The following is a 22,381-nucleotide window of genomic DNA, read 5'->3' as shown; positions in this document are numbered from 1 at the left end:
CCGGGCTAACAGGCACAGCGCGGCTTATGTAATTGCCTCGCATAAACGCGACTTCATATCGCTGTACGATTGGGCAGCATGGTTTTCCGCCCAGCGCTGATCGGTAATGGCTTCGACCTTCACGGCGCAGTATTTGGTTTCAGGCGTTTTCGAAATCGGATCAAGATTATCCTGAGTCAGTTCGTTACAGGCGCCTATCCACCATTGATAGGTCATATAGACCGTCCCCTGGTTAATGCGATCTGAAACATCGGCCCGGCTGATGACTTTACCGCGACGTGAACTCACCCACACCAGTTCGCGATGACGAATCCCCAGTTTTTCCGCGTCGTTCGTGTTGATTTGCACGTTGCCAGGTTCATCTGCCAGCGCCTGTAGCGCAGCGCAGTTGCCGGTCATTGAGCGGCAGGAATAGTGTCCCACTTCGCGAACGGTACAGAGCACCATCGGGAACGCATCATCAGGAACTTCCGCCGGAGCCCGCCACGGTGCGGCGAATAACTTGCCTTTGCCGCTGGGCGTATCAAACTGACTATGTGCGTAAAGATACGGTGTGCCGGGGTGGTCAAGATCCGGGCACGGCCACTGCACATGCCCCATATCGCCCATTTTCTCCCAGGTGACGCCGTAGAAAAGCGGACACAGTTCGCGCATCTCATCCCAGATGTGCTGGTTACTTTCATAATGCATCGGGTAGCCCATTTCGGTCGCCAGCAGACTGATAATCTCCCAGTCGCGCTTCACATCTCCGGTGGGGTCGATGGCTTTTTCAAACCGCTGGAAGCCACGGTCGGCACAGGTGAAGACGCCGCCGTGTTCGCCCCATGAGGTCGCGGGCAGGAGAACATCCGCCATTTCTGCCGTTTTGGTCATGAAAATATCCTGTACCACGATAAAGTCCAGCGCCTCGAAACCGGCCCGCACCAGCCCCAGGTCGGCCTCTGTTTGCAGCGGATCTTCCCCCATGATGTAGTAGGCTTTAATTTTGCCTTCCATCGCCAGGTGCGGCACCTCGGTAATACGCGTGCCGACTTTGTCATCCATCAGGCTGGCATCGATTCCCCAGGCTTGCGCGAATTTCTCTCTGGCGGCTGCATCCGTCACGTCCTGGTAGCCGGGGAACTGGTTAGGCAGAACGCCCATATCGCACGCTCCCTGGACGTTGTTCTGACCGCGTACCGGGCCGACGCCGACGTCAGGACGCCCCAGATTGCCCGTCAGCAGCGCCAGGCTCGACAAACCGCGCACGACGTCGACAGCCTGACCAAACTGGGTCACGCCCATTCCCCACATGACCGTAGCGGAAGGGGCGGCGGCGAACGTTCGCATCGCCTGACGTACCTGCTGGGCAGGGACGCCGGTTAAATGTTCGACGGATTCCGGGGCGTAATCTTTTACGGTCTCCCGGTAGGCCTCCAGTCCTTCCGTGTGCTTTTGTACGTACTCCGTGTCGTAAAGGTGTTCATCAAGCAGAACGTAGCCAAAGGCGTTAACCAGCGCCATATTGCAACCGTTGTTCAGTTGCAGGTGCTGATCGGCAATACGGGCGGTCTCAATGCGCCGGGGATCGCACACAATAATTTTGGCGCCGTTCTGCCTGGCCTTAATGACTCTGCGCGCGACAATAGGGTGAGAGTCTGCGCAGTTATAGCCGAAAATCAGCAGGCATTTGGAGTTCTCTATATCACTGATGGAGTTACTCATCGCCCCATTACCCAGCGTCTCCTGCAACCCGGCGACGGAAGGGCCGTGGCATACGCGGGCGCAGCAATCGACATTGTTGGTATTGAGTACGGCGCGGGCGAATTTCTGCATGACGTAGTTGGTCTCATTCCCTGTCCCACGGGAAGAGCCTGTCGTCATAATGGCGCGGGGTCCAAAGGTTTCTTTAATGGCGGATAAGCGTTGTGCGGTATAGCGGATTGCTTCATCCCAACTGACGGGGGTAAATTTTCCGCCTTTTTGATAGCGGATCATCGGGCGGGTCAGACGTGGCGTCAGAAGCCGCGTGTCGTTAAGGAAGTCCCAGCCATAGTAGCCTTTCAGGCATAACTGGTTCTGGTTGGTTACACCCTCTGCGCCTTCGGCACGGATAATTTTGTTATTTTCAACAACAAGCTTGAGCTTGCACCCGGCCCCACAGTACGGGCACACACTGGTGATTTTTTTCATCAATAACAGACCTGTTAAAAGCTGAAATAGCGCGAATTGTAGTCGAAGCCGACGCGCGGCATGGCGCTGGCTTCGGTTTGTCGTAGCGACGGGCTGTTAAAGCACAAACCGTGCCAGAAACAGAAACTCAGGCGCGGCGGGGCTTGCCTGCGAAAAGATGAAGAAAATGACAGCGGATTCGTCATAAATGACGAGTAAACGTCAAAAAAAAGCCCGCACTCAGTGAGGCGGGCAAAAATACTGGAAGCAATGTGAGCAATGTCGTGCTGAATACCTGAGTGATTTGCTCAACTATTCAGTAATGAGAAAGATAATCTTTATCATCTAAACTTGCAACCCCAACTTTTATGGGAGTAAAGAAAAAATAATAAAAGTGACATTTATCACAAATTTCAATTCTCTGATGATGTGCTATTCTTTTTAACGGCGAGTAAACCGCTAACGTACAAACATAAGTGAGGAAAAAATGGGCATTATTTCATGGATTATCTTTGGGCTTATTGCAGGTATTCTGGCGAAGTGGATTATGCCTGGTAAGGATGGCGGCGGATTCTTCATGACGATCATCCTGGGGATCGTCGGTGCCGTGGTAGGGGGATGGATCAGCACGTTCTTCGGGTTTGGCAAAGTTGACGGCTTCAACTTTGGCAGCTTTGCCGTAGCGGTTATCGGCGCGATTGTCGTTCTGTTTATCTACAGAAAAATCAAAAGTTAAGCGAAGTAGTTCGTAAGACTAAAAGGCTACCGTTGGTGGCCTTTATTATTTTGATAAGCCCGTTACCACCAGCCCAGGTTGGTTCCTGCCACCGCGATAATCGCAATGCCAATCATGATGAGCGTCGTTTTCTTCATCGTTACGCCCCCGGCGTGGCGTAGCCGCCGATGAAAAACCATGCCAAAAAAGTCACCGCCGTGATGAAAATTACGACAGGAAAAATAATGCCTAATTTCATGCTATCACCCGTTCTCGTTATAGGAAGACGAGCAAGGATAGCAGGGCGTCGTGCGTGACAAAAGATGTTTTAACGTCACGCTTTTCATTCTGATACGCATCGCAAGAAAACATGGAGATACAACGGCAGGCGGGTTAACCTGTCGGGGTGTAATGTTAACGGGAGTTCATATGAGATTCATGTTTGTCGCGCTGCCGTGCGCGTTGGCGCTCTCCGCCTGTTCGTCGTCATCCCAGCCCGAGGCGCCGAAACCCCCGCAAATAGGTATGGCAAACCCGGCTGCCGTCTATTGCGAACAGAAGGGCGGTACGCGAGTGCCCGTTCAAAGCCCGCAAGGGGTACGCACGGAATGCAAACTGCCCGGCGGAGAAGTGATCGAAGAGTGGGATCTCTGGCGCAGAGATCATCCTGCCAGCGATAAGTGATACCTGGCGCATCGCTTTGCGCGTGCGCCGTGTTTTGGCGGATTTTGTGTGCGAATCACAATCCGTGTAGCCAGTCGGCCAGGACAAGTGCGTGGTTCTGCTCTGTGTTCTTTGCCGCATATAGCAGGGTCAGCGTCTGCTGGCGGGCAATGTCCGCCAGCCGTTTACCTTCTTGCTTCTGTTGGTCGAGTTCACTCCGGTATTGCGCAGTAAAGTTCTTGAAATCAATCACTTCAGAGTGAAAGGCCTTGCGTAATTCAGATGAAGGCGTCAGCGTTTTATCCCACTCGTCAAAGGCCAGCTCGGTTTTTTTGACCCCTCGCGGCCACAGCCTGTCAACCAGTACACGGTAGCCGTCGCTTTTTTCTGCCGGGTCGTAGACACGTTTACACTGAATTTTCATCCTTTCCTCTCCTCAATCCAGGCCATGACTTCATTAATCTGATTGCCGGAAAATCGTGCCGCGTCATGCTGACGTAGCAGGCTGTTTCTGAAACGTAGAACGTCATCACTATAGCACTTCGAACCTCCTCAATTTAAGGGATTGTGATAACAGTAAAAGATCGGTAGTCTGAGGTTCCTTATGTTGTCCCTCATTGCATTGACATAAGGAACGCCTCATGGAACTTTCCCCTGTTAAAGACACGCTACGTATTGCGCTGGTGGGTGATTACAACCCCGATATTGTGGCGCACCAGGCCATTCCCCTTGCTATTGATGATGCGGCCGCCGTGCTGGAGTTAATGGCGGACTATGACTGGCTGACGACGCCTGACATCAATAGTGACGAAGATTTGGTGGGCTATGATGCCATCTGGGTTGTTCCCGGCAGCCCCTATAAAAATACCGAAGGGGCATTGATTGCTATTCGCTATGCCCGTGAAAACAGCATTCCTTTTCTGGGAACCTGCGGCGGATTCCAGCACGCGATCCTCGAGTATGCCCGTAATGTGCTGGGCTGGCGCGATGCGGCGCACGCCGAAACTGATGCTTCCGGTCGGATGGTTATCGCCCCGTTGAGCTGCTCGCTGGTGGAAAAAACGGATGATATCGAACTGAGGGCGAATACGCTGGTCGCCAAAGCCTACGGGCAGGACGTTATCTCCGAAGGGTATCACTGCAACTACGGGGTATCAGAAGATTTTGCCGCTGAACTTGAGAATGGCGATTTGCGGGTTACCGGGTGGGATGAGGCGGGAGACATCCGTGCCGTGGAACTGGTAACGCATCCCTTTTTCGTTGGTACGCTTTTTCAGCATGAACGTGGCGCGCTGGCGGGAAAACCCGTTCCCCTGGTGCAGGCGATGCTGCGAGCCGCACGGGGATAAAAACAAGGGCAGGTCAATGCCTGCCCGTTCGGTTATTTTGCTGCGATCTCCCGATCGCGTCCGGCATAAAGGCCGAATATCGCCATCGCGACCGCCAGAACCGCCACGCCAATTAGCGGGATGTGCCAGTCGCCGTTGGCATCATGAATCTTACCCATCAACGGCGGCCCACATGCCGCCAGCAGATAGCCGACAGATTGCGCCATGCCCGAAAGCGCCGCCGCCTGGTGTGCGGAACTGGCGCGCAGCCCAATAAACGTCAGACCCAAAATCATTGTCGCGCCAGAGCCAAATCCAAACAGAATCGTCCACAGCACCGCCTGTTCTGGCACAAACCAGAATCCGGCCGCGCCGAGAGCGCACATGAGCGATACCAGCGCGGCAATACTGCGCTGATCCTTGAATCGGTGCAGGATGAGCGGAATCAACAGTCCCGGCGCAGCCGTCGCCAGTTGCAGCAGGCCGTGTAGCGATCCGGCCTGCGCTTCACTGTAGCCGTGGCTGATTAAAATCGCGGGTAGCCAGCCGATGATAACGTAATAGATAAGCGAGTTAATGCCGAGGAATAAGGTGACTTGCCAGGCGAGGGAGGATCGCCAGATGCCGCGCGAGTGTAGCGCGCGGGAGTTGCTCAGGTTGGCGGTAGCCGTGTTGCGCCACTGCGGCAGCCAGATAAGAAAGGCCAGCAGGGGAAACAGCATCAGCATTAACAGCGCGCCGCGCCAGCCAAAGCCATGCAACGCCAGCGGTACGACCATTGCCGAACCCACCGCTGCTGCGGCGCCCATCGTCAATGAATAGGCGCCGGTCAGTTTTGCCACATGCTGTGAGTAATCGCGTTTAATCAGCCCGGGGAGCAGCACGTTTCCCAGCGCGATACCGCAACCAATAATGGCTGTGCCGGTAAACAGGAAGCCAGCAGAAGGCAGCGAGCGCACGGCAATACCAAAGCAAATCAACAGCATGGCGGCAAACAGGCTGCGTTCCATGCCGAACTGGCGCGCAATGTTTGCCGCCAGCGGAGAGACCAGCGCGAAAGCCAGCAAGGGAAGCGTGGTCAGGAGGCCCGTTTGTGCGGTAGTTAGCCCGTAATCCGCACGAATCGTCTCTAGTAACGGCGCAGCGCCAGTGAAGGTAACGCGCAGCGTCGTCGCAATCATCAGGATACCGGCAATCAGTAATGCACCGTTTTTGCCGCGTAATGAAGGGGAAATAGTCATTGTTTTCTCATATCAACAGGCGAGGCGATACCTTACCGTTTTTACTCTCTGGATCAATCAAGCTAAAATGACAGTTTATCGCTAAAATCGGACAATATGATGATTGGCCTGAGACTGGATGGCTACGAGCCTGACCTTCACCATGATGCGGCTGTGGCCTTTTGCATTCGCGCTCGCGAAGATGAGCTTTTCAGTCCGCTGCATCACCATCGAAAAGGGCAACTGATCCTGGCGCTGCATGGCGCTATTACCTGCGAAGTAGAAAGCGCCATGTGGATGGTGCCGCCACAGTATGCGGTATGGGTTCCCGGCGAAATTCCCCACAGTAACCACGTCACGGCGGGGGCGGAATTATGTTTTCTGTTTATTGAGCCGGATGCGGTCGTGATGCCGGATCGCTGCTGTACGCTAAAAATAACGCCATTGTGCCGGGAGCTGATTCTGGCGCTTGCCGCGAGAACGGATATTCAGCGTACCGAGCCAATGACGCAGCGCCTGACACAGGTCTTGTTTGATGAGCTTCCGCAACAACCACAGGAGCAGATGCAGCTTCCGGTTTCCGGGCATCCCAAAATACGTCAAATGGTGGAGACGATGGCGCGTGAACCAGCCCGCTGGCAAACGCTGGGGCAGTGGGCGAGCCTGTTCGCCATGAGCGAACGCAATCTTGCCCGATTGGTGGTAAAGGAAACCGGCCTGAGCTTTCGTCGCTGGCGTCACCAGTTGCAGCTTATTCTGGCGTTGCAGGCGCTGATTGACGGACACAGCGTGCAGCACGTCGCCCAAACGCTGGGTTATGATTCAACGACCGCGTTTATCACCATGTTTAAAAAGGGGCTGGGGCAAACGCCGGGTCGTTATCTGGCCGGGCTTACTGCTTCCCAATAATCAGCGACACCAGGCCTGCGGCAATGAGCGGGCCGACCGGCACGCCCCGGAACAGCGCGACGCCCAGTACCGTCCCCACCAGTAAACCCGCGACCAGCTGTGGCTGGCTTCCCATCAGCGTAACGCCGCGCCCGCCCAGCCAGGAGACGAAGACGCCAATGGCGATGGCAACCAGTGATTTCCAGTTGACGAAGGAGTGAATGAGCGTAGAGGGAGGCAGCGAACCGCTGGCGATCGGCGCCATGACGCCGATAGTCAGGATAATGATCCCGACGGTAAGCCCCTGTTTCTCAATCCACGGGAAAAACGTATTGAGTGGGGTAACGCGGACAATGATCAACACCAGAATTGAAACGGCGACAGTGGTGTTATGGCTGATAAAGCCCAGCGCTGCCAGTCCAAGCAGGATCAGCAGAGTGACATCAAACATCGTGGTTTCCTTGCCAGAGAAAGATAAGCCTGCTTACTGTACGCGCAAATACGTGAGTGAACAGGCTTTTTTATCAATAACGGCACATTTTCAGGCGAATGCCTGAGGAGAATTTTCCGGGCAGGCCAGGCTTGCTGTCATTAAATTGCCATTAATTCGATTTATCAATAACAGGTGAGCCGTTTTCTCTGTCGCAACGGGGTGAAACCATGAACGATCATATGCTGATTGAAACGCTGATCATTACCTCATCATTTTTCGCTATTGCCGCGGTGATTGTGATTTCCGTACTGGTGCTGGAAAGACGTTTCTGAGCCGTTATTGCGCTCGGCGAAAGTTGACCAGTTCCGGCTGCGCAATGCGCAGGTAATCGTCGGTATTCATAATGACCGATTTTTCCAGCACGCCGGCGTTAAACGCGATTTCGTTGAAGCGCTCGAACAACAGCGGATCGGCCACCAGCTTCAGGTTAGGGTGGAAGCTAAAAGGGGGAATCGCGCCAAAGACGCAGCCGGTCAGCGCATCCACCTCGGCAGGGCTGGCAAGCGAAGCTCTTAGTCCGCCGAGATGGTTTGCGAGTTGGGCGAGATCGGCCTGCTGGTCAGCGGAAAGGATCGCCAGGACATGTTGATTGACGCCATTGCCTTTCACTTTACACACCAGCGCTTTTGCCCCCTGGCCTAGTGCGGTGCCGCGAATTTCCGAAACCGCTTCGCACTTACCGACCGCCTCGTGACTGAGTACACGATAAGTGGCGCCTTCCTGCGATAAAAGGGTAATCAAACGCTGGTGAGCCGTGATTCCCTTAGCGACTTCATTCATTATTCACTCCCAATATTGCGATGAAGTTTCAACGGCAAAAGGGTATCACAAACGTGCATGATTTTGTTGTTTGTTGAGATAGAGTTGCTCATCAGAGGCCTTGTATGCGTCCTGGATCGTATCCTCAGGTTGCATATGATAAAGTCCAGCGGAAAAACTAATCACCTTATCTGGCGCGATGATTCGCAACTTATTGGCAATACGCTCAGGTAAAGTTGTTGCCGGTACAACTGAATCGATAAGAATTACACAAAATTCATCACCTCCCAGTCTTATTGCGTAATCAGTTTTACGCACCGATGCTTCAATGGCTTTTGCCAGCAATGTAATTGTGCGATCGCCTTCCTGATGCCCCTGCGTGTCGTTAATGACTTTCAACCTATCCAGATCGATGGCGATAAACGTCACGGAGGTGCCTGTGTTGACCAGTCGCTGCAAACGCTGTTCAAGCTGCGGTGTCAGGATTTTACGGTTATAGAGGCCGGTCATCGCATCGCTGATATTTTCACGATTGACATTATGGTAAAGGCGAAAATGCATTCTGACCATGTTCAGTAACGTAGCGGTAACGAGCAGGTAAAAGGCGAACAGTTTCCACGATGAGACAATAAAATACAGGATGTCGAGAGATAATGTGACACGGATTCCGCCTGGCAGGTCGTGAACATAATTAACATAATTAAAGAGGTTATTTTCGCTCTGATGGACAATGATTTTTTTCTCTGAATTCAGGTCGAACAGAGTCGCGTCCAGATAGCGCCAGACCAGTGGACGATCCTGAGTGTAAAAAATATTCTTCAGGTTATCCTGGTTAATATCCACCATTACTATGCCTTTTAACTTTCCATGCAGATAAACGGGAGTTAAAAAACTCATCACATTTTTTTCAGTAAGATCGTCCTGATAAATGCTTGAGAGCACTGTTCGCCCTGTGAATTGACCATCAATATCGTTACGGTTGATTCCCAGCGTTCCTTTTCGCAGAAAAGACCAGTGGTGCATAAAAAATTGTCTGGAGTCAATCAGGTTATAAAAATAGACGTAGCGTTTTTTAATATCCAGATAGTAGTGGAATTTATCTTCTACAGTGCCCAGCCCTTTACCATAATCCTTCTGGTTACGATTCGCGGCCACCGCCTGATCAAAAGCGAACAACAGAGGAGCGTCGTCAGCTACGATCGCGCAGTTTGCCTCGGCGGTTTGCAGTGTTCCATGTAGCGATGGGTTATTATGAGTGGTGAGATTGATGCCGTGGGTATTGCGACCTGTTTCAAATCCGCGGCATAACGCATATTGTTGTTCATCGGATGGCGGTGTTTTGGGCTCCGTGAACGTGCGCATTAAATGAGCTGCAATGCTCTGATTCTGGTACTTGTCATACAAAAATGAAGAGTCTGCCTTTTCGATGATATAGCCCATATAGGCATTCATCGCCCTGTCACTGGCGATCAGTTCATAAGCCAGAAAAGAGGACGTCAGTACAATGACGCTTGCGGAGATAAAGAGCCTGAGCGCTTTATGATGCAATTTCATGATGAATAACAGTTTTCAAAGGGCGACGCTTCAGTTTATCACAGTGGCGATGTTCTCTCTAACAGCGCCTTCGTCCTCTTTTGTGTTATGAAATAAAAATCATTCTCATACTTCCCCTTTTTCTCTTAATGTTGTATTTATAATGCAACTTATCAGGAAGGAGGTGCGCGATGAGTGCGAATGAAAAAGCGGGCCATACATTTTTAGCAAGCCTGGGCAAAACCCGTCTGCGTCCGGGCGGCATTGAGGCGACGGAGTGGCTGTTCAGCCAGTCTCAGCTGACGCCGGGCAGCCAGGTGCTGGAAGTGGCATGCAATATGGCGACGACCGCCATTGAGTTGGTGCAACGTTTTGGTTGTTCGGTCTACGCCATCGATATGGATAAAAACGCGCTGGCAAACGCGCGGAACAATGTCGCGGCGCACGGGCTGGAAAATCACATCCATGTCATGGCCGCCAATGCCAACAGCTTACCCTTTGCCGATAACAGTTTTGATGTCGTGATTAACGAGGCCATGCTCACCATGTATGCCGACAAAGCGAAAGCAAAGCTGATCGGTGAATATTATCGGGTTCTGAAGCCGGGTGGCCGTCTCTTAACGCACGATATTATGCTGACCAGCCAGAAGCTGGCGGAAGGTGAGCAGAACCAGCTTCAGCATGTGGTGAAATCGAATGTAAGCCCAATGACCAAACAAGGCTGGCGCGATCTGTTGCTGGATTCCGGGTTTGAGCAGGTTTTACAGCAGAACGGTGAAATGTCGCTGATGTCTCCGCGAGGGTTGATTCGCGATGAAGGGCTGAAAGGGGCGCTTAAAATTGTTTATAACGGGCTGTGCATCCGTGACAATCGCAGCCGTTTTATCAAGATGTTTCGCTTCTTTAAATCACAGCGCCATCAGTTGAATTACATTGCCTGCTGTTCGGTTAAGGGGAAATAAAGAAAAGCCAGAACACGGTTCTGGCTTTTTACTGACCTGACGGACTGATTTCTAGTCTTTACTTGTCGTACTTTGTTTCTGGAACAGTTCACGGAAGACCGGATAGATATCATCCTGGTCGCGGATATGCTGCATCGCAAAGTTATCAAAGGTTGATTGCAGATGCTCATATTCGCGCCATAAGGTCTGGTGGGCGCGGCGGGTGATTTCGATATAGCTGTAATAGCGCACCACCGGCAGCAGTTTTTTCGCCAGAATCTCATGACACAGCGGAGAGTCATCTGCCCAGTTATCGCCATCCGAAGCCTGCGCCGCGTAGATATTCCACTGCGCCGGGTCGTAGCGATCTTTCACTACCTCATCCATCAATTTCAGGGCGCTGGAGACGATAGTGCCCCCGGTTTCCTGGGAGTAGAAGAACTCATGCTCATCCACCTCTTTTGCCTGCGTATGGTGGCGGATATAGACCACTTCAACGTTCTTATAGGTTCGGCTGAGGAACAGGTAGAGCAGGATATAAAAACGTTTGGCCATATCTTTGGTGGCCTGATCCATCGAGCCGGATACGTCCATCAGGCAGAACATCACGGCCTGGCTGGAAGGGTCAGGGCGCTTTTCATAATTTTTGTAGCGTAAATCAAAGGTGTCGATAAAGGGGACACGGTCGATTTTTGCCCGCAGTTCGGCAATCTCTTTACGTAGCCGCTCCTCTTCCAGCAACTGAGCGGGTTCGCTTTTGGTGATGATGTCCAGGTCGTCCTCAAGCGCGCGCAGCTCCCGACGTTTACCCGCAGTCATCGCCGTGCGGCGCGCCAGAGAGTTTTGCAGGGAACGCACCACGCTGATGTTGGCCGGAACGCCGTTGGAGGTAAAACCCGCGCGGTGGGTTTTATACTCAGTAAGCTGCCGTTGCTGATTTTTTTTCAGATTAGGCAGCGCTAAATCTTCAAAGAGCAGATCCAGATACTCATCTTTGGAAATCTGAAAGACGAATTCATCCTGACCCTCACCATCCTGACTGGCCTGGCCTTGCCCACTCCCGGAACCACCGCCGCCACCTTGTGGACGCTCAATGCGATCGTTCTGTACGAAATGATCGTTGCCGGGGTGTACGCGATGGCGCAAGCCGCCCCGTCCCTGATGAAACATCGGTTCGCTGATGTCATCCGTCGGGATTGAAACGGACTCGCCGCTCTCTACATCGGTCACCGAACGTTTATTAATGGCCTCGGAGATCGACTGTTTAATTTGCGCTTTATAACGGCGTAAGAAGCGCTGGCGGTTCACCATGCTCTTGTTTTTACCGTTAAGACGCCGGTCAATAAACCAGGTCATAAGCCCCCCGTACTGCATTTGCCAACTTACGCTTCATCCTTCAAGTTGTCTCTGCGTTGGCTGTATTCGCTCACCCCAGTCACGTACTTATGTACGCTCCTGGGGATTCACTCGTTTGCCGCCTTGATACCTCTTGAATGATTTCGCGTACAAAAGAATTGTTGGCCCGGTAAACGGATAAAATTTTCCGGGCCATTTATGCTGTTAAGACGATTTACGTACGCGCAGATACCATTCGCACAGCAGGCGAACCTGCTTACGGGTATAACCTTTCTCCATCATGCGGTCGACAAAATCGTCGTGTTTTTTCTGCTCGTCGGTTGAGGTTTTCGCGTTAAACGAAATCACCGGCAGCAGCTCCTCGGTATTCGAGAACATTTTCTTCTCAATAACCGTGCGCAGTTTTTCGTAACTGGTCCAGTTTGGATTGCGACCGCTGTTATTCGCTCTGGCACGCAGAACGAAGTTGACGATCTCGTTACGGAAATCTTTCGGGTTGCTGATGCCCGCCGGTTTTTCGATTTTCTCCAGTTCAGCGTTCAGTGACTCGCGGTCAAAGAGCTGGCCGGTATCCGGGTCGCGATATTCCTGATCCTGAATCCAGAAATCCGCATAGGTGACATAACGATCAAAAATGTTCTGTCCGTACTCGGAATAGGATTCCAGATAGGCGGTCTGGATCTCTTTGCCAATAAACTCGGCGTATTTCGGGATCAGATAACCTTTCAGGAACTCCAGATAGCGTTCAGCCAGCTCCTGCGGGAACTGTTCGCGCTCGATCTGCTGCTCCAGTACGTAGAACAGATGCACCGGGTTGGCGGCCACTTCGGCATGGTCAAAGTTAAACACGCGGGAGAGGATCTTAAACGCGAAACGCGTGGACAGACCGTTCATCCCTTCATCGACGCCGGCGTAGTCCCGGTATTCCTGATAGGACTTCGCTTTCGGGTCGGTATCTTTCAGGCTTTCGCCATCATAGACGCGCATTTTCGAGTAGATGCTCGAGTTTTCTGGCTCTTTCAGACGAGAAAGAATCGAGAAGCGCGACAGGGTTTCCAGCGTACCCGGCGCGCATGGCGCATGAGTCAGCTCACTGTGATTCAGCAGCTTCTCGTAGATTTTGATCTCTTCGGAAATGCGTAAGCAATACGGTACTTTCACGATGTAAACACGGTCGAGGAAGGCTTCGTTATTTTTGTTGTTGCGGAAAGTCACCCATTCGGATTCGTTCGAGTGGGCAAGAATAATGCCGTTAAACGGCAGGGCGGAGATACCTTCCGTCCCGTTGTAGTTACCTTCCTGAGTGGCGGTCAGCAGCGGATGCAGCACTTTAATCGGTGCTTTAAACATCTCGACGAACTCCATGATCCCTTGGTTAGCGCGGCACAACGCGCCGGAATAGCCATAGGCATCCGGGTCGTTTTGCGCGTGGTGTTCGAGTTTACGAATATCCACCTTGCCGACCAGCGCGGAAATATCCTGGTTGTTTTCATCGCCGGGTTCTGTTTTGGCGATAGCAATCTGTTCCAGAATGGACGGCCAGACTTTGATGACGCGGAATTTGGTAATATCCCCGCCGAACTCATGCAGACGTTTCGCGGCCCACGGCGACATAATGGTGCCGAGATAGCGGCGCGGAATGCCGTACTCTTTTTCCAGAATCTGCGCGTCCTCCTGCGGATTAAACAGGCATAACGGGTGATCGTTTACCGGACTACGCTCACCGTTGGCGCTCAGAACATAAATAGGCACATGCTGCATCAAAGATTTCAGTCGCTCGGCCAGCGACGATTTACCGCCCCCCACAGGCCCCAACAGATACAGGATCTGTTTCTTCTCTTCCAGCCCCTGAGCCGCGTGTTTCAGATAAGAGACAATCTGTTCAATCGCGTCTTCCATGCCGTAAAACTCTTCGAATGCGGGATAGCGAGCGATGACCCGGTTCGAAAAGAGTCGAGAAAGTCGAGGTTCCTGGGCAGTATCGACCATGACAGGCTCACCAATAGCCATCAGTAGCCGCTCTGCCGCGTTGGCATAAGCACTGCGATCTTGCCGACAAGTGGTAAGAAACTCCTGCAGTGTGAACTCTTCGTCCTTGGCAGCTTCATAGCGCTGGCGATAGTGATCGAATATATTCATGGTATGCCGTCCTTTCGTTTTTTAGCACATGGTAAGAGCCGTTCATATGAATAGTAGAGGCTCCCGGAAGAGGTAACTGAACGACGTCTCTACTGATAAACAGCAACTCTCATGCCACAACGCAGAGCAAGAGATCAACGTGCCCGGTGATACACCTTCTTAAAATTAAGCGTAGATGGCATTTGCAAAACTTGCCTGTGCGCATAAATGAATTTCAATGGCATATCAATAACTCATCCGCTAAAAGTGCATGGTTATGTAAAGAAAAGAGATGAAAGTCATCCCGCGTTCATCCGACTGCAAGCAAACTGTCATCCACTATTGAGAAATTAACCGGTTACAGAGAGTGAAACGAATAAGTAAAATAGTTGGGTTGAAACGTATTGGCAGTTACACTTTTGGCGCTAAACATTTGAATAAGGAATATGGATTGTGACCAAACTCAAACTTCTGGCATTTGGCGTGCTTATCGCCACATCAGCTGGCGTAGCGCAAGCTGAAAACGACTTGACGCTGGGCGCTGGCGTTGGTGTGGTTGAACATCCTTACAAAGATTACGATGCTGATGTGTATCCGGTGCCGGTTATCAACTATGAAAGTGATAACTTCTGGTTCCGGGGCCTGGGCGGCGGATACTACCTGTGGAACGACAAAGCGGATAAATTGTCGATTACCGCGTACTGGTCTCCGCTGTACTTTAAGCCGGGTGACAGCGACGATCGCCGACTGCGCGAACTCGACAAGCGTAAGAGCACCATGATGGCGGGCCTGTCTTACATCCACAATACCGAATACGGTTTCCTGCGCACCACGCTGGCGGGCGATACGCTGGATAACAGCAACGGCATCGTGTGGGATCTGGCCTGGTTGTACCGCTATACCAATGGCGCGCTGACGCTGACGCCGGGTATTGGCGTGCAGTGGAACAGCGAAAACCAGAACGAATACTACTATGGCGTTTCGCGCAAAGAGTCCTCGCGCAGCGGCCTGCGTAGCTACGATCCAGAAAGCGGCTGGAACCCGTACCTGGAAATCAGCGCTAACTACAACTTCCTCGGGGACTGGAGCGTTTACGGTACAGCGCGTTATACCCGTTTGTCGGATGAAGTGACCGACAGCCCGATGGTTGATAAATCCTGGACCGGCCTGATCTCAACCGGGATCACCTATAAGTTCTGATTGTGCATTTTTACAGTGCAATTCGTGCATCAAAACAGGGCGCTTGCGCTCTGTTTTGCTTTACGGTGGTGCATTGATGGGGAGGATGCGATGACAGGACGTGGTACATGGGTGAGAATGCCAGCGCAGAGATGTACGCAGACAGCTGCTCCGACAGGTTGCAGGCCGGATAAGATGCGTCAGCATCGTCATCCGGCATCAGTCAAGCCTTAACGTTTTGCGACGCGAATTGTTTGCACCAGGCGAGACGGTTTTTCTTCGCTGGCTTTTTGCGGCGCGGTGGCGTAAGCCGTTTCCACACAGACAAAGGTTTTGTAGCCATCATCCGGCATGTCGCCCATGCTGGCGGCGAGTGCCGGGCCAGGGTTCCATCCCACAACGTTAATGTTGTGATGGTGGATGACGTCAATGTTGCGGTTCAGCGCATCATCATGGATGACGCTACAGGCTTCCGGGTTCAGGTAAACGCGGTCAGTACGATCCGGGAACGTCTGGACGCCGTCTGCCAGCACATCTTCTTTGGCGTCGTTCACTTTATCAATGAAACGGTCGCCAAGACCGCTGACCTTAACTGCGGCGATATCGCCGACGTTAAAGTAGGTGTGCAGGGCAGACGTGGTTTCGAATTCGCCGTGGGCTTCCAGTTCGATCTCACAGGTTTTACCTACTTTGAAGCGCGCAAGCAGGGTGAAATCGTGCGGCCAGTACTGGCGAGTCGCCTCGCTGCTCTGTAGCTCAAATGTCAGTACCGCGCCGTTGTCGTCTTCGTTGTGGGCTTTCAGCGCCCACGGCAGATTACGGGCAAAGCCGTGAGACGGCAGACCCTGCTGCGCAGAGGGGCCAAACCACGGCCAGCAGATCGGTACGCCGCCACGCAGCGCAACGCCTGTTTTAAACGGCGTGTTGTTGCTCAGCCACAGCACTTCTTCGGCGCCTGCTGGTTTCCAGGAGAGCAAATGTGCGCCCTGGAGTGCAAAAGACGCCTTAACTTGCGGGTGATCGACGACGATCACGTCAAGCTCGTCGAGCTGGCGGCGGGAAAGGACAGGGGTAATTTGTTCGATGACCGGGAGAGCGAAAATTGTGTTAATCATGATGCAATCCTTGGAGTTGAAAACTCTTAGCCATAAAAAAAGGCGACCGGAGGTCGCCTTTTGGGATCAATTTCTCATCTCAACTTATTTGGAGATGTGAGCAATCAGATCCAGAACTTTGTTGGAGTAGCCGGTTTCGTTGTCGTACCAGGAGACCAGTTTCACGAAGTTGTCGTTCAGCGCGATACCTGCTTTAGCATCGAACACGGAAGTGCATACTTCGCCGTTGAAATCGGTAGAGACTACGTCGTCTTCGGTGTAACCCAGAACGCCTTTCATCGGGCCTTCGGAAGCAGCTTTGATCGCTTTCTTAATGTCTTCGTAAGAAGCCGCTTTTTCCAGACGAACGGTCAGGTCAACAACGGATACGTTCGGAGTCGGAACGCGGAACGCCATACCAGTCAGTTTGCCGTTCAGTTCCGGCAGTACTTTACCTACCGCTTTAGCAGCACCGGTAGAGGACGGGATGATGTTCTGAGCCGCGCCACGGCCGCCGCGCCAGTCTTTGTGAGACGGGCCGTCAACGGTTTTCTGAGTAGCGGTGGTCGCGTGAACGGTGGTCATCAGACCTTCGATGATGCCGAAGTTGTCGTTGATAACTTTAGCCAGCGGCGCCAGGCAGTTAGTGGTGCAGGATGCGTTGGAAACGATGTCCTGGCCTTCGTATTTGTCAAAGTTAGCGCCTTTAACAAACATCGGAGTGTTGTCTTTGGACGGACCTGTCAGAACCACTTTTTTCGCGCCAGCAGTGATGTGCTTACGTGCGGTTTCGTCAGTCAGGAAGATACCGGTAGCTTCAGCAACTACGTCAACACCAACTTCGTCCCATTTCAGGTTAGCCGGATCACGTTCAGCGGTAACACGGATTTTTTTACCGTTAACGATCAGATGACCGTCTTTCACTTCAACGGTGCCATCGAAACGACCGTGAGTGGAGTCATATTTCAGCATGTAAGCCATGTATTCAGCGTCTAACAGATCGTTGATTGCAACAATCTCAATGTCAGAACGTTTCTGAGCAGCACGGAAAACAATGCGACCGATACGGCCAAAACCGTTGATACCTACTTTGATAGTCATATATTCCACCAGCTATTTGTTAGTGAATAAAAGGTTGCCTGTAAAATTACAAAAACCTTACGCAGCGTCAAGCGGAATCGTGTCAATCATTGCGACAAATCAATCCTCTGTACAAGCTTTGCACGGCTGACTCGCCTCACTCTTCCTTTCGGCTTGAAACCACATGGGGGCGGCGCCCCGAATTTTAAAGGGCAACTGAGATAAAAACGTGATTCCGATCACGATTCATAAGCTGCCATTTCGCAAGGATCAAGTTTAGAACAAAAGTTCACACTGGGGTGTTAATGTTTTGTTAGAATCGGTCACGCAATGTGAGTATGGCTAAAGCGAGATGTGAGCAAATGGCTAATCAACCCTCTGCGGAAGATCTGAAAAAAAAGTTGTCCGAAATGCAATTCTACGTGACGCAGAATCACGGTACGGAACCGCCATTTACCGGGCGTTTGCTGCATAATAAGCGTGGTGGCGTCTACCACTGTCTGGTCTGCGACGCGCCGCTGTTTCATTCCCAAACCAAGTATGATTCCGGCTGCGGCTGGCCGAGCTTTTACGAGCCGGTCAGTGAAGAATCTATCCGTTACATTAAGGACTTTTCCCACGGGATGCAGCGTATAGAAATTCGCTGCGGCAACTGTGATGCGCACCTGGGACATGTCTTTTCGGATGGCCCACAGCCGACGGGTGAGCGTTATTGCGTCAATTCGGCCTCATTAAGCTTCACCGATGATGAAAACGGCGAACAAACTAAGGGCTGAAAAAACGATTCAGCAAATTATTCCACAGGAGCGGACTTATCATGAATCTTGATGAGATGATCGACAGCATGACGCCGGAAGTTTATCAGCGCTTATCTACCGCCGTTGAGCTGGGAAAATGGCCGGACGGCGTTGCGCTGACGCCGGAGCAAAAAGAGAACAGCATGCAACTGGTGATGCTCTGGCAGGCGCGGCACAATACCGACGCGCAACATATGACCATTGATACCAACGGTCAGATGGTGATGAAAAGTAAGCAACAGTTGAAAGAGGATTTTGGCATTGCGCCAAAATCGATTGCGACGCTGAAACTGTAATGTAGCGCTTTTTTATTGGTAGCCTGATGGCGCTTCGCTTATCAGGCCTACAAAGCGATGACCAGTAGGCCTGATAAGCGAAGCGCCATCAGGCAGTAAGAACACCTAACCCTGCGTCTCTTCCCAGTCAGCCAGCGTATACAGCGTGGCGCCAGCGGCCGCCATCTCCATAAAAGCATGCGAGCTGTCCTGCGGCTGAATATTCACACCACGGCAGCCGTCGGTAATCACATTCACCGTATAACCCAGTTGCAGCGCATCCAGCACGGTAAACTTCACGCAGTAATCGGTCGCCAGCCCCATAACGATCAGCGTCTGTACGCCGTTCTCCCGAAGCCAGGCGTCCAGGGCGGTTTTCTGGCGGCGTCCGTTATCAAAAAAGGCGCTGTAGCTGTCCACCTGCGGATTCTCGCCTTTATGGAAAACCGCGTCGATGGCGTTCTGCCTGAGCAGGGGATGCAGGGCCGCGCCGTCGCTATTTTGTACGCAGTGATCGGGCCAGAAGGTTTGCGCTAAACCGTCTAGTTGTCCCTGGCTGTAGGGCTGTGCCTGATGTTGGCTGGCGAAACTGCCGTGTCCGGCAGGATGCCAGTCCTGGCTGGCGATCACCGCGTCGCCGCGCGCTTTACACCAGGCGATAAGACGGTTTGCTACGTCCACGGTGCTGTCGCCTTCAGGGACGGCCAGTGCGCCGCCGGCGCAAAAATCATTCTGCAAATCAACCAGCAGTAAGGCCCGGGTCGTCATGAAAAACTCCTTATTCGTCTGGCGTCAGTTCACCGCGCAGATTTTGCGTCATCGCGGTACGAATGGTCTGCGTATCCAGATTCTGGCTTAACAAGTAGTGCAGCTTAGTCAGCGTTGCTTCAACGGTCATATCCGCGCCGCCGATCACGCCCGCATGCGCCAGCGCGTTGCCGGTGGCATACCCACCCATATTCACCTTGCCGGACATGCATTGCGTCAGGTTAACCACCACGATACCGCGTGAACTCGCATCCTCCAGTTCTTTGAGGAACTCTTTGTTCTGCGGCGCGTTGCCGACGCCGTAAGAACGCAGGATCAGCGCTTTTACCGGCTGGCGCAGGAAGTTACGTACCACTTCGGCAGAAATTCCCGGATAAATGGTGACGACGCCAATAGGCTGCGGCGTGATTGGGTGAACAATCAGCTCGCCTTCGCCGTGCGGCGCGGGCGGCGTACCTAAGCGACGGATATGAATTCCGGCTTCCAGCAGCGGCTGAAGGTTGGGGGAGGCGAACGCGTCAAAGCCATCGGCATGCGCTTTTGTCGTGCGGTTGCCGCGAAACAACCGATTATTGAAAAAGAGGGTGACTTCATTGATGGGGTAATTCGCGGCGACATACAGGGCATTCAGCAGATTAATCTGCCCATCGGAGCGCAGCTCCGCCAGCGGGATTTGTGACCCTGTCACAATTACCGGCTTACCCAGATTCTCCAGCATGAAGGAGAGCGCCGAGGCGGTGAACGCCATCGTGTCCGTGCCGTGGAGGATGACAAAGCCGTCATAGTCGTTGTAACGCGCTTTAATGTCTTCTGCGATATGCTGCCAGTCTTCCGGCGTCATATCGGATGAGTCCATCAGCGGGGCATATTCATGAATGGTGAAGTCCGGCATTTCCGGGCGGTGAAATTCGGGCATCAGCGCCAGCTGGCGCTGGAGATGGCCTGATACTGGAATGTAACCCTGTTCCGAGCGCTGCATACCAATCGTACCGCCGGTATAGGCAACGTAAATCGATTTCTTCTGCATGGCAATGTTCTTACGAAGTGAAGTCTCTTATATTGCCGGAGGCGGTTGCGCCTTATCCGGCCTACAAATTACGCGAAACTCGTAGGCCGGATAAGACGCGATAGCATCGCCATCCGGCAATGGCAATTTAGCGCACGTTCGCGCAGGTCAGGCAGAACGCATAACGGTTTTGCGGATCGTTAAAGGCAGCCAGTTTATCACTCTCTGCTTTTACCGCGCTGGCGGCTGTCGCCAGCGGCGCCGGGAGCATCGCCTGAATGGCTTCCGGCAGCATTGCGCGCACGGAGCCGGGCATGCTGTCCATGATTCTGTCGAAGAATGTCGGTTCATCCTGATAATACTCAAGATGCCATTGCTTCAGTTTAGCCAGCTCTGCGGCTTTGGCGATGGCGTCGTCAAAGTCACCCAGACTGTCTACCAGACCATTCGCTTTTGCATCCTGACCGGTCCAGACATGCCCCTGCGCGATTTTATCAATCTGCGCCGGGGTGCTCTTACGCGCATCGGCAACCAGCGTGATAAAGCGTTTGTAGCCATTCTCAATGCTGAGCTGCATCATCTGCTGCACTTCAGGCGGCAGCGATTTGGTGACAGAAACGTCCGCCAGCGGCGAGGTGGCGACGCCATCGGTATGCACGCCGATCGAATCCAGGCTGTTCTCAACGGTGTTGATAACGCCAAAGATGCCGATTGAGCCTGTCAGGGTGCTCGGGTTCGCCACAATGTAGCTTGCCGGGGTGGAGATCCAGTAACCGCCGGATGCCGCCATTCCGCCCATCGACACCACAACCGGCTTGCCTGCGGCTTTCGCAGCGGCCAGTTCGGCGCGAATGACTTCAGAGGCGCTGACGCTGCCGCCGGGGCTGTTTACGCGCAGCACAATCGCTTTCACTTTCGGGTCCAGGCGCGCATCGCGGATTTGCGACGCTGTCGTGTCGCCGCCAACGTTGCCCGGCGTCTCTTCACCGTCCATAATCGCGCCATTGGCGAACACGACGCCAATACCGTCACCGCTATCCGCAGGCGTTTTCAGCGAATAATCGTAATAGCTGATGGCCCGATAGTTGTTTTCTGCTTTGCTCCAGCCAAACTGCTTGGTCAGCGCTTTTTCCACTTCGGCGTTAGACGCCAGCGCATCCACCAGTTTGTTGTCGAGCGCGTATTTCGCGGTATCGCCATCCACTTTGCTCAGCCCGTCGAGCATAGCCTGCGCGCCAGGGAAGACCTGCTGCGCGGGGATCTGACGGTTCGCCGCAACGGTGTTCAGGTAGTTTTGCCACAGCTCGCCAATCCAGCGGCTGTCCGCTTCGCGCGCGGCAGGCGACATATCATCGCGGATAAACGGTTCCACGGCGGATTTATAAGTGCCGACGCGGAAGACGTGCGTGGAGACTTTCAGCTTATCCAGCAAGGATTTGTAATACAGGCCGTTGGTTGCGAAGCCGTGCAGATCGACCGTACCCTGCGGAGAAAGCCAGATTTTATTGGCGAAGCTCGCCAGGTAATATTGCCCCTGACTGTAGCTGTCGCCTACGGCAAAGACCGGCTTGCCGCTATCGCGAAATTCGCGCAGCGCTTTCCCGATGTACTGCATGGAAGGCTGATCGGCGCCCGCGAAGTTTTTCAGATCCATCACGATGCCGGTGATATTGCGATCGTCTTTCGCCTGACGAATGGTGTTGACGATATCAAACAGTGAGTTTTCTTGCAGGCGGTCAGAGCTGGCGCCAAACAGCTGTCGGCCAATGACGCCCAGGCGGTTGGTGCTGGACGGTTTATCGACGATCACGCCGGAAATATCCAACAGCAGCGCGCCGCGTGCAGTTTGTTGGCTGGTGTTGCCATCGCTAAGCTGCATCCAGATACCGACGCCCACCAGAACCAGAAAGATGAAGAACAGGTTGAGCACCAGTTCCCGGACGAAATTCAGCAGTCGCCATGTCCACTTAAAAAATCCGGCAATAAATCGCCACAGGGTTCGCATGTATTCTCCCTA

22 protein-coding genes and 1 pseudogene are annotated in these 22,381 nt (G+C 52.9%); 9 read left to right on the top strand and 14 right to left on the bottom strand.

Annotated features, from left to right (window positions below):
- Nucleotides 1–24: 24 nt before the first annotated feature.
- Nucleotides 25–2,172 (bottom strand): formate dehydrogenase subunit alpha, encoded by a 2,148-nt coding sequence (fdhF, locus tag OGV50_RS04605; protein ID WP_200092512.1) that lies wholly within the window; start codon nucleotides 2,170–2,172, stop codon nucleotides 25–27.
- Nucleotides 2,173–2,638: 466 nt separating this feature from the next.
- On the opposite strand from fdhF, the gene OGV50_RS04600 reads away from it, so the two are divergent.
- Nucleotides 2,639–2,887: a GlsB/YeaQ/YmgE family stress response membrane protein gene (locus OGV50_RS04600; RefSeq protein ID WP_012132684.1), complete on the top strand. Its 249-nt coding sequence runs from the start codon at nucleotides 2,639–2,641 to the stop codon at nucleotides 2,885–2,887.
- Nucleotides 2,888–3,026: 139 nt separating this feature from the next.
- Here the strand turns inward: OGV50_RS04600 and OGV50_RS04595 are convergent, their stop codons facing one another.
- A complete protein-coding gene (locus OGV50_RS04595; RefSeq protein ID WP_024130398.1) occupies nucleotides 3,027–3,125 on the bottom strand; it encodes a YoaK family small membrane protein in 99 nt (32 codons plus the stop codon).
- 170 nt (nucleotides 3,126–3,295) lie between these two features.
- On the opposite strand from OGV50_RS04595, the gene OGV50_RS04590 reads away from it, so the two are divergent.
- On the top strand, nucleotides 3,296–3,550 hold the full coding sequence (locus tag OGV50_RS04590) for a putative hemolysin (protein WP_114848558.1): 255 nt from the start codon (nucleotides 3,296–3,298) through the stop codon (nucleotides 3,548–3,550).
- Nucleotides 3,551–3,605: 55 nt separating this feature from the next.
- On the opposite strand, the gene OGV50_RS04585 is transcribed toward OGV50_RS04590, so the two are convergent.
- The gene (locus OGV50_RS04585) at nucleotides 3,606–3,953 is read right to left on the bottom strand and encodes a DUF488 domain-containing protein (RefSeq protein WP_200092515.1); all 348 of its coding nucleotides are present in this window, start codon (nucleotides 3,951–3,953) and stop codon (nucleotides 3,606–3,608) included.
- 217 nt (nucleotides 3,954–4,170) lie between these two features.
- On the opposite strand from OGV50_RS04585, the gene OGV50_RS04580 reads away from it, so the two are divergent.
- On the top strand, nucleotides 4,171–4,878 hold the full coding sequence (locus tag OGV50_RS04580; protein WP_012132680.1) for a CTP synthase C-terminal region-related (seleno)protein: 708 nt from the start codon (nucleotides 4,171–4,173) through the stop codon (nucleotides 4,876–4,878).
- Between the two features lie 32 nt (nucleotides 4,879–4,910).
- Here OGV50_RS04580 and OGV50_RS04575 read toward each other — a convergent pair whose 3' ends face one another.
- A complete protein-coding gene (locus OGV50_RS04575; protein ID WP_198448245.1) occupies nucleotides 4,911–6,098 on the bottom strand; it encodes a CynX/NimT family MFS transporter in 1,188 nt (395 codons plus the stop codon).
- Nucleotides 6,099–6,197: 99 nt separating this feature from the next.
- Here OGV50_RS04575 and OGV50_RS04570 point away from each other — a divergent pair.
- A pseudogene (locus tag OGV50_RS04570) lies at nucleotides 6,198–6,987 on the top strand (AraC family transcriptional regulator); the annotation flags it as partial.
- On the opposite strand, the gene OGV50_RS04565 reads toward OGV50_RS04570, so the two are convergent.
- Nucleotides 6,970–7,416, bottom strand: coding sequence for a DUF441 domain-containing protein (locus OGV50_RS04565; protein ID WP_012132677.1), 447 nt, complete (start codon nucleotides 7,414–7,416; stop codon nucleotides 6,970–6,972). The pseudogene OGV50_RS04570 and the gene OGV50_RS04565 overlap by 18 nt on opposite strands.
- Before the next feature lie 209 nt (nucleotides 7,417–7,625).
- Between OGV50_RS04565 and yoaI the strand changes: the two genes are divergently transcribed.
- A complete protein-coding gene (gene yoaI, locus OGV50_RS04560) occupies nucleotides 7,626–7,730 on the top strand; it encodes a small membrane protein YoaI (RefSeq protein ID WP_096753847.1) in 105 nt (34 codons plus the stop codon).
- 4 nt (nucleotides 7,731–7,734) lie between these two features.
- Here yoaI and OGV50_RS04555 read toward each other — a convergent pair whose 3' ends face one another.
- Complete coding sequence (locus tag OGV50_RS04555) at nucleotides 7,735–8,238, bottom strand: YbaK/prolyl-tRNA synthetase associated domain-containing protein (protein ID WP_012132676.1); 504 nt, start codon at nucleotides 8,236–8,238, stop codon at nucleotides 7,735–7,737.
- A 45-nt stretch (nucleotides 8,239–8,283) separates the two neighbouring features.
- Nucleotides 8,284–9,771 carry a diguanylate cyclase DgcJ gene (gene dgcJ / locus OGV50_RS04550; RefSeq protein ID WP_012132675.1) on the bottom strand — a complete coding sequence of 496 codons (1,488 nt, stop codon included), beginning with the start codon at nucleotides 9,769–9,771 and terminating at the stop codon, nucleotides 8,284–8,286.
- Between the two features lie 170 nt (nucleotides 9,772–9,941).
- Here dgcJ and OGV50_RS04545 point away from each other — a divergent pair, with 170 nt between their 5' ends.
- Nucleotides 9,942–10,712: a class I SAM-dependent methyltransferase gene (locus OGV50_RS04545; RefSeq protein WP_049008788.1), complete on the top strand. Its 771-nt coding sequence runs from the start codon at nucleotides 9,942–9,944 to the stop codon at nucleotides 10,710–10,712.
- A gap of 51 nt (nucleotides 10,713–10,763) precedes the next feature.
- Here the strand turns inward: OGV50_RS04545 and OGV50_RS04540 are convergent, their stop codons facing one another.
- Together OGV50_RS04540 and yeaG are read right to left on the bottom strand one after the other, a co-directional pair.
- Nucleotides 10,764–12,047: a YeaH/YhbH family protein gene (locus OGV50_RS04540; protein WP_058669020.1), complete on the bottom strand. Its 1,284-nt coding sequence runs from the start codon at nucleotides 12,045–12,047 to the stop codon at nucleotides 10,764–10,766.
- A gap of 204 nt (nucleotides 12,048–12,251) precedes the next feature.
- Nucleotides 12,252–14,186: a protein kinase YeaG gene (yeaG, locus tag OGV50_RS04535; protein ID WP_012132672.1), complete on the bottom strand. Its 1,935-nt coding sequence runs from the start codon at nucleotides 14,184–14,186 to the stop codon at nucleotides 12,252–12,254.
- 432 nt (nucleotides 14,187–14,618) lie between these two features.
- Between yeaG and OGV50_RS04530 the strand changes: the two genes are divergently transcribed.
- Nucleotides 14,619–15,365, top strand: coding sequence for a MipA/OmpV family protein (locus tag OGV50_RS04530; RefSeq protein WP_012132670.1), 747 nt, complete (start codon nucleotides 14,619–14,621; stop codon nucleotides 15,363–15,365).
- A gap of 209 nt (nucleotides 15,366–15,574) precedes the next feature.
- Here the strand turns inward: OGV50_RS04530 and OGV50_RS04525 are convergent, their stop codons facing one another.
- Nucleotides 15,575–16,459: a D-hexose-6-phosphate mutarotase gene (locus OGV50_RS04525; protein ID WP_047457434.1), complete on the bottom strand. Its 885-nt coding sequence runs from the start codon at nucleotides 16,457–16,459 to the stop codon at nucleotides 15,575–15,577.
- 84 nt (nucleotides 16,460–16,543) lie between these two features.
- A complete protein-coding gene (gene gapA, locus OGV50_RS04520) occupies nucleotides 16,544–17,539 on the bottom strand; it encodes a glyceraldehyde-3-phosphate dehydrogenase (protein WP_012132666.1) in 996 nt (331 codons plus the stop codon).
- Between the two features lie 341 nt (nucleotides 17,540–17,880).
- On the opposite strand from gapA, the gene msrB reads away from it, so the two are divergent.
- Both msrB and OGV50_RS04510 read left to right on the top strand, forming a co-directional pair.
- Entirely contained in the window at nucleotides 17,881–18,294 is a 414-nt protein-coding gene (gene msrB, locus OGV50_RS04515) for a peptide-methionine (R)-S-oxide reductase MsrB (RefSeq protein WP_153259126.1), read from the top strand.
- Between the two features lie 41 nt (nucleotides 18,295–18,335).
- Nucleotides 18,336–18,611: a YeaC family protein gene (locus tag OGV50_RS04510; RefSeq protein ID WP_012132664.1), complete on the top strand. Its 276-nt coding sequence runs from the start codon at nucleotides 18,336–18,338 to the stop codon at nucleotides 18,609–18,611.
- A 105-nt stretch (nucleotides 18,612–18,716) separates the two neighbouring features.
- On the opposite strand, the gene pncA is transcribed toward OGV50_RS04510, so the two are convergent.
- From pncA to sppA, 3 genes are all read right to left on the bottom strand, one after another.
- Nucleotides 18,717–19,358, bottom strand: coding sequence for a bifunctional nicotinamidase/pyrazinamidase (gene pncA, locus OGV50_RS04505; RefSeq protein WP_200092525.1), 642 nt, complete (start codon nucleotides 19,356–19,358; stop codon nucleotides 18,717–18,719).
- Nucleotides 19,359–19,368: 10 nt separating this feature from the next.
- Nucleotides 19,369–20,385 carry an asparaginase gene (gene ansA, locus OGV50_RS04500; protein WP_115609364.1) on the bottom strand — a complete coding sequence of 339 codons (1,017 nt, stop codon included), beginning with the start codon at nucleotides 20,383–20,385 and terminating at the stop codon, nucleotides 19,369–19,371.
- A gap of 127 nt (nucleotides 20,386–20,512) precedes the next feature.
- Nucleotides 20,513–22,369: a signal peptide peptidase SppA gene (gene sppA / locus OGV50_RS04495; RefSeq protein ID WP_286488362.1), complete on the bottom strand. Its 1,857-nt coding sequence runs from the start codon at nucleotides 22,367–22,369 to the stop codon at nucleotides 20,513–20,515.
- Between the last annotated feature and the right edge of the window lie 12 nt (nucleotides 22,370–22,381).

The organism is Citrobacter sp. CK180 (assembly GCF_030333655.1).
In the GTDB taxonomy this organism is placed as follows: domain Bacteria; phylum Pseudomonadota; class Gammaproteobacteria; order Enterobacterales; family Enterobacteriaceae; genus Citrobacter_B; species Citrobacter_B koseri.
The sequence above is the reverse complement of the archived record's forward strand: the minus strand, read 5'-3'. Positions and strand labels throughout refer to the sequence as shown.

Excerpts from the sequence above, each read along its gene's own strand:
- OGV50_RS04555 (WP_012132676.1), bottom strand. The coding sequence starts at position 8,238 with ATGAATGAAGTCGCTAAGGGAATCACGGCTCACCAGCGTTTGATTACC.
- dgcJ (WP_012132675.1), bottom strand. The coding sequence starts at position 9,771 with ATGAAATTGCATCATAAAGCGCTCAGGCTCTTTATCTCCGCAAGCGTC.
- OGV50_RS04575 (WP_198448245.1), bottom strand. The coding sequence starts at position 6,098 with ATGACTATTTCCCCTTCATTACGCGGCAAAAACGGTGCATTACTGATT.
- OGV50_RS04545 (WP_049008788.1), top strand. The coding sequence starts at position 9,942 with ATGAGTGCGAATGAAAAAGCGGGCCATACATTTTTAGCAAGCCTGGGC.
- OGV50_RS04510 (WP_012132664.1), top strand. The coding sequence starts at position 18,336 with ATGAATCTTGATGAGATGATCGACAGCATGACGCCGGAAGTTTATCAG.
- OGV50_RS04525 (WP_047457434.1), bottom strand. The coding sequence starts at position 16,459 with ATGATTAACACAATTTTCGCTCTCCCGGTCATCGAACAAATTACCCCT.
- fdhF (WP_200092512.1), bottom strand. The coding sequence starts at position 2,172 with ATGAAAAAAATCACCAGTGTGTGCCCGTACTGTGGGGCCGGGTGCAAG.
- OGV50_RS04585 (WP_200092515.1), bottom strand. The coding sequence starts at position 3,953 with ATGAAAATTCAGTGTAAACGTGTCTACGACCCGGCAGAAAAAAGCGAC.
- ansA (WP_115609364.1), bottom strand. The coding sequence starts at position 20,385 with ATGCAGAAGAAATCGATTTACGTTGCCTATACCGGCGGTACGATTGGT.
- msrB (WP_153259126.1), top strand. The coding sequence starts at position 17,881 with ATGGCTAATCAACCCTCTGCGGAAGATCTGAAAAAAAAGTTGTCCGAA.
- OGV50_RS04580 (WP_012132680.1), top strand. The coding sequence starts at position 4,171 with ATGGAACTTTCCCCTGTTAAAGACACGCTACGTATTGCGCTGGTGGGT.
- OGV50_RS04595 (WP_024130398.1), bottom strand. The coding sequence starts at position 3,125 with ATGAAATTAGGCATTATTTTTCCTGTCGTAATTTTCATCACGGCGGTG.
- gapA (WP_012132666.1), bottom strand. The coding sequence starts at position 17,539 with ATGACTATCAAAGTAGGTATCAACGGTTTTGGCCGTATCGGTCGCATT.
- yoaI (WP_096753847.1), top strand. The coding sequence starts at position 7,626 with ATGAACGATCATATGCTGATTGAAACGCTGATCATTACCTCATCATTT.
- OGV50_RS04540 (WP_058669020.1), bottom strand. The coding sequence starts at position 12,047 with ATGACCTGGTTTATTGACCGGCGTCTTAACGGTAAAAACAAGAGCATG.
- OGV50_RS04590 (WP_114848558.1), top strand. The coding sequence starts at position 3,296 with ATGAGATTCATGTTTGTCGCGCTGCCGTGCGCGTTGGCGCTCTCCGCC.
- sppA (WP_286488362.1), bottom strand. The coding sequence starts at position 22,369 with ATGCGAACCCTGTGGCGATTTATTGCCGGATTTTTTAAGTGGACATGG.
- OGV50_RS04565 (WP_012132677.1), bottom strand. The coding sequence starts at position 7,416 with ATGTTTGATGTCACTCTGCTGATCCTGCTTGGACTGGCAGCGCTGGGC.
- pncA (WP_200092525.1), bottom strand. The coding sequence starts at position 19,358 with ATGACGACCCGGGCCTTACTGCTGGTTGATTTGCAGAATGATTTTTGC.
- OGV50_RS04600 (WP_012132684.1), top strand. The coding sequence starts at position 2,639 with ATGGGCATTATTTCATGGATTATCTTTGGGCTTATTGCAGGTATTCTG.
- yeaG (WP_012132672.1), bottom strand. The coding sequence starts at position 14,186 with ATGAATATATTCGATCACTATCGCCAGCGCTATGAAGCTGCCAAGGAC.